The sequence below is a fragment of the Neobacillus rhizophilus genome (genome assembly GCF_018343535.1).
GTDB classification, from domain to species: Bacteria; Bacillota; Bacilli; order Bacillales; family Cytobacillaceae; genus Neobacillus; species Neobacillus rhizophilus.
Genome location: NZ_JAGYPF010000004.1, coordinates 138,402 through 145,655, shown reverse-complemented (window position 1 = coordinate 145,655; position 7,254 = coordinate 138,402). Strand labels below are relative to the sequence as shown.

At 39.2% G+C, this 7,254-nt stretch carries 7 protein-coding genes; 3 read left to right on the top strand and 4 right to left on the bottom strand.

Annotated features, from left to right (window positions below):
• Positions 1 to 246: 246 nt before the first annotated feature.
• Positions 247 to 1,638, bottom strand: a complete 1,392-nt coding sequence (locus KHA99_RS18940; protein WP_213119061.1) for an IS1182 family transposase — start codon at positions 1,636 to 1,638, stop codon at positions 247 to 249.
• A 336-nt stretch (positions 1,639 to 1,974) separates the two neighbouring features.
• Complete coding sequence (locus tag KHA99_RS18935; protein WP_213119060.1) at positions 1,975 to 2,142, bottom strand: zinc-binding dehydrogenase; 168 nt, start codon at positions 2,140 to 2,142, stop codon at positions 1,975 to 1,977.
• Positions 2,143 to 2,334: 192 nt separating this feature from the next.
• Here KHA99_RS18935 and KHA99_RS18930 point away from each other — a divergent pair, with 192 nt between their 5' ends.
• The 3 genes from KHA99_RS18930 to KHA99_RS18920 all read left to right on the top strand — a co-directional run bounded on the left by KHA99_RS18930 (position 2,335) and on the right by KHA99_RS18920 (position 4,813).
• Positions 2,335 to 2,637 carry a hypothetical protein gene (locus KHA99_RS18930; RefSeq protein WP_213119059.1) on the top strand — a complete coding sequence of 101 codons (303 nt, stop codon included), beginning with the start codon at positions 2,335 to 2,337 and terminating at the stop codon, positions 2,635 to 2,637.
• Positions 2,638 to 2,893: 256 nt separating this feature from the next.
• A complete protein-coding gene (locus KHA99_RS18925; RefSeq protein WP_213119058.1) occupies positions 2,894 to 3,934 on the top strand; it encodes a tripartite tricarboxylate transporter substrate binding protein in 1,041 nt (346 codons plus the stop codon).
• 93 nt (positions 3,935 to 4,027) lie between these two features.
• A complete protein-coding gene (locus tag KHA99_RS18920) occupies positions 4,028 to 4,813 on the top strand; it encodes a class I SAM-dependent methyltransferase (protein WP_213119057.1) in 786 nt (261 codons plus the stop codon).
• A gap of 84 nt (positions 4,814 to 4,897) precedes the next feature.
• On the opposite strand, the gene KHA99_RS18915 is transcribed toward KHA99_RS18920, so the two are convergent.
• Positions 4,898 to 5,602 (bottom strand): response regulator, encoded by a 705-nt coding sequence (locus tag KHA99_RS18915; protein WP_213119056.1) that lies wholly within the window; start codon positions 5,600 to 5,602, stop codon positions 4,898 to 4,900.
• Positions 5,595 to 7,211, bottom strand: coding sequence for an ATP-binding protein (locus KHA99_RS18910; RefSeq protein ID WP_249366776.1), 1,617 nt, complete (start codon positions 7,209 to 7,211; stop codon positions 5,595 to 5,597). Before KHA99_RS18910 ends, KHA99_RS18915 begins: the two co-directional genes overlap by 8 nt.
• Between the last annotated feature and the right edge of the window lie 43 nt (positions 7,212 to 7,254).

Below are 7,254 nucleotides of genomic sequence, written 5' to 3'. Positions count from 1 at the left end.
CTTCGCTTTTCAGATTGTCGAGAAAGTATATTTTTCTCGGCAATTTTTTATTTTATCAGAATCCGAAATTCATTTTTATGAAAAATTGTCCCTGCTAATGGGCCTGTTGATTTCCGCTCCAGGTGCTTCGCTTTCCGCGGGCGGTTCGGGGGGCCTCCTCGGCGCGTTCCGCGCCTGTGGGGTCTCCCCTGTCCCGTACTCCCGCAGGAGTCTGCGCACCTTCCGCTCCAATCAACAGGGAGATTATCAAACTAAAGAATTGCAACACACTTTTTCCAGTCTGAATAAGTGTGTTGCAATCTTTTTCATGTTCTGACAAGCTGCAGTAAGAAGGGCCTGCTCACTTGCTTTTTTTATCCCCCGTAACCGGCAATAGCGAAGCCCGTGCAGCTCTTTTGAGTCTGCGAAGCTTCGCTCAATTTTTTCCTTTCTAAATTTATAAAGCTCTTTTCCTGATTTAGATAAGCGATTTATTCTTACCTTCTCTTTGTGCTCCTCCCATACATGTCGGGTGACAACTTTCACTTTATTTTTTGATCGGGTGCATTGGGATAAAAACGGACAGCTTTCACATTTCTTTGAATCTGATTTGTATTCTCTATAGCCCTCTCGGGTTGTTGTCTTGTAGGGTAATTCTTGATTATTAGGACAAATATAAAGATCCCGTTCTTTGTCATATGTAAATTTCCATTTAAGGAATAAGCCGGTAGTAGGATGGAATCTACTATGGGCAATAACACCAAATATATTACTATCCGAAAGTCCCTTACAAATAGGATTAGTGAGATAGCCTGAATCTAAAGCAACAGCTTCAACCATAAAACCAAACCGTTGGACCTGACGGTCCAATCGATTCAGGTAAGGAACGGAATCATGAACATTACCGGGAGTGACATAGACATCAGTAATGATATTGAACTTCATGTCTGTAGTCCGATGATCAAGATAACAGAACATTTCCTGCTTATTTTCACGGGACATAAAACCACATTCAGGATCTGTTGTGCTTACCCGAATTTCTTTTGTCTCTTTCACTTCCTCTTTTTCCTTTAACGGCTTTTTTCCATGATTAATTCTATCCTCTTCTATAGCTTTATTAAGATCCTCAAGATATTCGCGAGTTTCAACTTCTACCTCTTCCTTTGTAAACTTATGATTATTGGCGTTTGCCTTTAAATGAGTAGAATCCGTAAATAAAACTCGTCCTCCAACCATTTTGTGGTTCATTGCCTGCAGAACAATCTCATCAAATATTTCCTGAAATATATCGGTATCAATTTCCGTATTGATAACCTTGAAACGATGTTGGCGATTCCAACTGATCGTAGAATGATGTTGAACCGGATCGTGGAATTTTAAACCTAAAAACCACCAGTAGGCAATGTTCATTTTAATTTCTCTTTCTAGTTGTCTTTCAGATCGAATACCAAAAAGGTATCCAATAAACATCATTTTAAAAAGAATTAGTGGATCAGATGGGCGGCCGTTATCCTCACTATAAAATGGACGAACTTTTTCTAAAAGAAATGAAAAATCTATATATTTATCAATCAAGAGAAGAAGGTGGTTGTCTGGAACTAATTCATCGATAGAAACAAATTCGTATTCACTTTGGCTAGACTCTTTTGGCTTTAACATTGATTTCACCACTTATTTTATTATTTATTGGTTGAGTTGCAGGTCTTTTTATTAACACCTGTTGATTTGCGCGGAAGGCACGAAGACTCCTGCGGGAGTACGGGGCAGGGGGAGACCCCACAGGCGCTTGCGCCGAGGAGGCTCCCCGGCACGCCCGCGGAAAGCGAAGTGCCTGGAGCGCAAATCAACAGACATGTTGAAAAATCTATGTATTAATAATATTATAACAAATTAACGCGGTGAATTGTTAAAGAATGCGAATAAAAATAGAGGCTGCCGAGGGTTTCTCGACAGCCTGAGCACCGCAAAAGCGGTGCATTCTTTAATTAATAGTTTTCAAATTGTAATAACTACCTTACCTTGAGCATGACCTTGTTCAAAACACTTGAATGCTTCCTTAATTTCACTTAATTTGAAATTTTTATAAATAACTGTGCGATTTTTCCAGCCTCGATAATTAAGAACATCGGGAGTGCAGTACTTTGTGTACACAACTGCATTCATTACCCCACCTCAATTCCGTTATAATCATGCATATGACTTGAGTATTACGAATTAGACCAATAGTCATAATACGTGACAAATCCTTTGTCTTAATAGGTTTGCTTCTGTATACTCAAAACCATAGTAGGTATTTGTTCGAGGAACGTTTTCTGCCAGCTTTTCCTTAAATACTAAAAGCCGAGGAGTGATGATGTGATAATTCGTGTTTACGAGAAATTGGAGGCGGCCCTTCTGGATTGGGAAATGATGAAGAACGCTTTAGAGGATGAAAGCGAAGAATGTGCCGAACGGTTTGAAAGACATTTTTATGAGTTTATTGACGAATTAAAGATTTGGTATCAGCAGTTGGATCAACCACCAGCCACTATCGATGATGCAGAAAATCTTCCTGAAATCAGTGAGATGATCGAGCGTTTACCCGCACCGCTCCAACTCAACTTTTTAACAGAATTGGAGTTAATTGTTGAAGGAGAAGATCAAGTCCGCTACGATTGACCTCCAACAATCCTCACATGGATAAAGGCTTTGCTCATTTTTCCAGCAAAGCCCCATTGTTCAAAGTATTCTATTCTTCCATTCGCTTATTAAATTTATTATTTGCATTAAATTCATATTTTTCATAGGTTCCACTAGAATTCTGTGATAATTATGAAAATAATGTTATAAATGTTCACAATATGTTCACATTTTTCTCTCAGTGGTAAGATTCGTGTTGAAAGCGTCTTCAACATATTTACAAGGGGGAAAATACATGGTATCGAATACTAGATTCAGAAAATTGGGCAGCCTTTTTGCCAGCGCAGCATTGATTTTCAGCTTGGCTGCATGTAGTGGATCATCAACTTCATCAAAAGAAAGCAAGGATAACAGTAACAAAGCATATCCTGAAAAGCCAATTGTTGTTACTGCCCCTTCTGGTGCCGGCGGTGGTCTTGATACAACTGCCCGTGCTCTCTCTAAAGTTTTGCAGGAAACAGGCCTATCTAAAACAGCTTTGTCTGTTGAAAACAAACCTGGCGGAGGACAAGCCGTAGGTCTTGCTGATTTTGTCGGCCAAGATTCTAAAGATCCTTATCGACTCTATCTTCCATCTGTTCCATTGTTAATCAACAATCTTAAAAAGGAAGGAAACAGCCCTTACTCCTATAGGGACCTAACTCCATTAGCACAATTAACAAAAGACTATGGAGCGATTGTTGTCCCCGCAGATTCAAAATATAAGGACCTGAAGTCACTCTTTGAAGATTTAAAGAAAAACCCTAGCAGTCTGACATTGGCCGGCGGCTCGGCGCCTGGTTCACAGGATCATTTAGTGGCGATGCTCCCTGCTGTAAAAGCAGGTGTGGATGCGACCAAGATCAAATATGTGTCCTATGACGGAGGTGGAGAAGCAATGACCGCGTTAATCGGAGGGAACGCAGATGTTCTTGCCACTGATATTTCTGGAACGGGGGAATATCTAAAGGCCGGGAGAGTCAGAGTGCTCGGTGTCTCCTCTCCTCAGAGATTAAAAGGACTTTATGCGGATATCCCTACTTATAAGGAAGAAGGAATAGACGCTGAGTTTACGATCTGGCGCGGACTTTTCGGCCCTAAAGACATGCCTGATTATGCTGTGGACTACTGGAATAAAACATTAACTAAAATGAGCCAAACTTCTGAATGGAAACAAGTATTAGAAACCAATGGATGGGAAGATGGCTATAAGAATTCCAGTGATTTTGCTGCCTTCTTAAAGGAACAGGAAAAGTTAGTTAAAGAGATCTTAACCTCACTAAATATGGTAAAATAGATAATTATTGGGGTTTTACTTTTAAGAGAGCTCTATGTGCGGGAAAAGATCGACTATTCCCGCCTTTTCAATTTTGTTAAGGAGGAAGAACCAGTGAAGGAACAATCGGATCAGGTAAAAAAAACAGTGCAGAAACAATTTGGAACCAATGCCGATAAATATGTCACCAGCAGCACACATTCAAAAGGGGCTGACCTTTTGCTTTTACCTAAGTGGCTCGAGCTGCCTTCTGATGCGACGGTTTTAGATATTGCAACTGGAGGCGGCCATGCGGCCAAAGCACTTGCCCCTCATGGAGCATATGTATTTGCAACCGATTTAACATACGACATGCTTAATAATACTAGGTCTCATTTAGCGGATTCCGGGCCTAATATTTTCTTTGTAACTGCAGACGCAGAAGCTCTGCCCTTTTTAGACCAAACCTTTGATGCAGCAGTTTGCCGTATTGCTGCCCATCACTTCCCAAACCCGGACATCTTTGTTAGGGAGGCTGCAAGAGTATTAAAACCGGGCGGAAAGTTCGTCCTTATTGATAATGTCTCTCCTGCTGATAAGGAATTAGATGAGTTTGTGAATCATTTGGAAAAAACGAGGGATAACAGCCACGTACGAAGCTACTCCTTAAACGAATGGGAAACATGGTTTAAACAAGCGGGATTTAAAAAAATTCAAGAAAATCTCCGTAAAAAAAGGTTTGATTATAAAGAATGGGTAGTGCGGACAACTTCTTCTGAGGAGCAGGTAAAGGAAGTTGATCAGTATCTACTATCCGCTAACGACAATATTAAACATTATTTTTCTATTAAATATTCAGAGAACACTATAGATTCCTTTGAAATTGATGAATGGATGGTAATGCTTGAAAAAAGTGAATAAGTTAAAAGAACCCGATTAAGGCTTACTCTGCCTAATCGGGTTTTTTGTTAATAGATAAGTTTTGGCAAAGAAAAAATGACCAGATTACTTCCTCCTATATCTCCTTTCAGGACGCCCTATAGTCCCGTAGATGACTTCCACTTCTAATTCATTGATTGAAACCAAATACTCAAGATATCTTCTGCCAGTAGAATGGCTGGCTCCAATCATTTTTGAAAATTCTTCTGCATTGATGTTTTCATTTATTTCCCCTATTTGCTGCCTCACTTTTTTTAATGTATGTTTGTCAATGCCCTTTGGCAGTAATCCAGGTAATTCCTCCCGGGTAAAAGGCTCTTCCCGTGTTTTTTTTACCCTAAAAAAATCATTCACATCTTCCTGTTCGACAATGGTTAAATTCACTAGTTTTTCTCTAGTTTCCTTGAATTGTTCCATAGCCTCAAAAAACTTGTTTATCATAATAGGTTTAAGTATGTAACTGAATGCTCCTCCCCTGATGGCTTCACTTACAGTACCAACATCATTAGCAGCTGTAATCATAATGACGTCCACGCTTCTCAGTTTCTTTCTAATCTCCCATAATAAATCAATCCCATTTATGTCAGGTAGAAAAACATCTAGCAAAATGAGGTCGGGAGTAAAAATATTAAGCATATCAAGTGCCTGTCTCCCTGTATTTGCAATGGCAACTACTAGAAAACCTTCTGCTTTATCAGTAAATTTTTCATAGATTTTTGCAGCTGTTTCATCATCTTCTACAATCATTACTTTGATTAGCCCCTCATTCATTTATAACACCCCTCTCATAGTTGCCTTTTGGTAGAACGATGGTAAATCGAGCCCCGCCTGAATCACTAATGGAAATAAAAATCTCCCCATCCAGTTGATTTAACGCATTATTAACAATGGCTAGTCCCAAGCCGTGATTTTCTCCTTCTTTTGTCGTAAATCCTTGATTAAAAATCAGATCCTGCCATTCTTCCGGAATACCGTTGCCATTGTCTTCTATATCAAAAATGATATCGCTTCCAATATCTGTGAACGAAACTTTCACAGAAGCCCCATAAGAATGTGCCCGTACGGCTGCCTCCATGGCATTATCTATCAGATTACCAAGTATCGAAACCAATAGTTTCGTATTCAATGCAGCAGGGATACTCTCCAGGTTGCTGTCTTTATCGATTTCTAAATCAACCTTCAATTCCTTTGATCGATTTATTTTTCCGAGTAAACATGCTGCAATAAAAGGATCTTTAACCGAAGAAGTTAAGAAAACCACAATATCCTGGCGTTCTTTAACTTCGTCTGAAATAAGGTTCCTTGCCTCTTCATACTGTTCAAGGGTAATCAATCCGTAAATAGTATTTAATTTATTTAGATACTCATGATTTTGGGAACGAATATGGTCTGAAACATTTTGAACTTTAGAAACTTCATCGATAATTTCCTCTATTTCAGATACAGGGCGAATTGTTAATACCGCTCCCCGTGTTCTTTGTTTCTCTAGTATGGGGGAGGCGTCTACTAAATAGAGCTGATCGCCGAAGATTATTTTGTGATTTAAGGTATTTTGTTGTTTTTCCATTACCGATTCTATCAGCGCGTTTAAACGGCTATGCTCGATTCTCATCCCCTTCTCAAGGCGACCGTGTTTCAGCAGCTCTCTTGCCCGTTTATTGATAGAGGTTACTTCACCGTCTTTATTGACTGCAACGGTAGCATCTTTAATAGATTCTAAGGTCGCTTCTTTTTCTTCAAACAAATAGGTTATTTCTTCTGGCTCGAGGTTAAAAATTAATTTTTTTATCCTCTTTGAAATAATGACAGCCCCTGCTACCCCAACTAACAAAATAAAAATGGCAGACTGAAGTAACTTAATCCGGTAGCTATGTATTTTCCCCTCAACTTCAGAGGTTAAGAAACCAACTGACGATACGCCGATTATTTCTCCGTCCTCATTATAAATAGGGGTTTTTGCTTTGATTGCCTTTCCTGAAATGCCAGTTCCTTCGTATATAATCGAAGCGCTATTTTCAAATACTTGTTTGTTGCTGGTACCCATGGGTTTTCCAATATATTTTGTGATATGGTGAGAATACCGTATATTTTCTTTATTCCCAATTACGACATAGCCGGCACCTGTGGCTTTACGTATTTCTTCTGCAATAGGCTGGATGGTTAAAGAAGGATTCGAATCCTTAAAAGCATTGATAATTTGTCCCTTTTGAGCTGTCATCTTTGCTACCGCCATAGCCTGGTTTCCTAATGAAGTTTTAATCATATCATCAATCATAGAGGAAAAGAGGGCACTTACGGATACAATCATGATTAGAATTATAATAGAAATAAACACAATCATTTGTGTTAGGAGCCGTGGCTTTTTCAATCTTTTGCCCAATCATTTCCCCTCGCTTATATACATGATGTAATTGTTTTAATTA

Excerpts from the sequence above, each read along its gene's own strand:
- KHA99_RS18915 (WP_213119056.1), bottom strand. The coding sequence starts at position 5,602 with ATGAATGAGGGGCTAATCAAAGTAATGATTGTAGAAGATGATGAAACA.
- KHA99_RS18925 (WP_213119058.1), top strand. The coding sequence starts at position 2,894 with ATGGTATCGAATACTAGATTCAGAAAATTGGGCAGCCTTTTTGCCAGC.
- KHA99_RS18940 (WP_213119061.1), bottom strand. The coding sequence starts at position 1,638 with ATGTTAAAGCCAAAAGAGTCTAGCCAAAGTGAATACGAATTTGTTTCT.
- KHA99_RS18935 (WP_213119060.1), bottom strand. The coding sequence starts at position 2,142 with ATGAATGCAGTTGTGTACACAAAGTACTGCACTCCCGATGTTCTTAAT.